At 76.1% G+C, this 1,702-nt stretch carries 1 protein-coding gene; it reads left to right on the top strand.

Features of this window, described 5'->3' with window-relative positions; genetic code table 11:
- Nucleotides 1–63 precede the first annotated feature (63 nt).
- Nucleotides 64–1,702, top strand: a 1,639-nt coding sequence (locus ABZ641_RS36145) for a beta-N-acetylhexosaminidase (protein WP_359988714.1), incomplete at its 3' end; no start/stop codon positions are given.

Here is a 1,702-nt window from a genome sequence, read left to right as displayed (position 1 = left end):
CCCGCACCGACCGGCCCACGGGCCGCGCAGGCCCCGGCCGCGGCCACGATGGGCAGCGGCCTCGTGCCCCGGCCCGTCCTGGTGCAGCCGGACCCGGCCGGCGGCTACCCGCTCACCGCACAGACGGCGATCACCACCGAGGCCGGCTCCGCCGAGGCCGCACGGATCGGCACCGGGCTGGCGGAGCTGCTGCGCCCGGCCACCGGCTATCCGCTCGCCGTCCGGACGGCCGCGTCGGCGGCCGCGCCCGCCGACGGGATCGCCCTGCTGCTGACGGGCGCGGACCCGTCGGTCGGCCCCGAGGGCTACCAGCTGGACGTCACCGCCACCGGCGTGGTGATCCGGGCCGCACAGCCGCAGGGCCTGTTCAACGGGGTGCAGACGCTGCGCCAGCTGCTGCCCGCACCGATCGAGTCGGCCACCGTGCAGCCCGGCCCGTGGACCGTCCCCGGCGGGCACATCGTGGACCACCCCCGCTACCCGTACCGCGGCGCGATGCTGGACGTGGCCCGGCACTTCTTCACCGTCGCCCAGGTCGAGCGCCACATCGACGGACTCGCCCGTTACAAGATCAACCACCTGCACCTGCACCTGACGGACGACCAGGGCTGGCGGATCGCCGTGGCCGGCCGGCCCGAACTGACCTCGATCGGCGGCTCCACCCAGGTCGGCGGCGGCCCCGGCGGCTACTACACCCAGGACGACTACCGGGCGATCGTCGCGTACGCCGCCGCGCAGAACATCACCGTCGTCCCCGAGGTCGACCTGCCCGGCCACATCAACGCGGCCCTCGCCGCCACCCCGGAGCTGAACTGCGACGGCCAGGCCCCGCCGCCCTACACCGGCACCGACGTCGGCTTCAGCTCGCTCTGCCTGAGCACACCGGCAGGGCGGGCGGCCGCCGAGGAGTTCGTCGACGACGTCGTCGGCCAGCTCGCCGACCTCACCCCCGGCCCCTACCTCGCCATCGGCGGCGACGAGGCGCACACCACCGATCCCGCCCAGTACGCCGACTTCATGACCTGGGTGCAGCAGGACGTCGCCCGGCACGGCAAGACCGCCGCCACCTGGAACCAGATCACCGGCGCGACCCTGCAGCCGTCCACCCTCGTCGAGGACTGGGACACCACCGGCGACGACCCCGACCTCGCCGCGGCGGCCGCCGCCGGCACCGGCCTGATCATGGCCCCGGCCCGGTTCGCCTACCTCGACCAGAAGTACACCGCCGACACCGTCCTCGGACAGCGCTGGGCCACCCCCTCCGGCCTGGAGGTCCGCACCGCCTACGACTGGGACCCGGACGGCTACCTCCAGGGCGCGCCCGCCTCCGCCGTCCGCGGCGTCGAAGCCCCGCTGTGGACGGAGACGGCCGCCACCCCGCAGGACCTCGACCACCTCAGCCACCCCCGGCTGCCCGCCCTCGCCGAGCTCGGCTGGTCGCCCGCCGCCGCCCACGACTTCACCGACTTCGCCCGCCGGATCGCCACCCACGGCCCCCGCTGGGAACTGCTCGGCATCCGCTACTACCGCTCGCCGCAGATCCCCTGGCCCGCCGCCCCGGCCGGCCCCACCGGCCCCACCGGGCCGGTGACCGCCGGAGCGGGCCGCACCTGCCTCGCCGTCACCGGCGGCCGGACCGCCGACGGCACCCCGGTCGACAGCCGGACCGCCTGCGACGCAACCCCCGCCCAGACCTGGACGC

Source organism: Kitasatospora sp. NPDC007106, from assembly GCF_040634455.1.
GTDB classification, from domain to species: Bacteria; Actinomycetota; Actinomycetes; order Streptomycetales; family Streptomycetaceae; genus Kitasatospora; species Kitasatospora arboriphila.
This window is presented reverse-complemented; position numbering and strand designations above follow the sequence as displayed.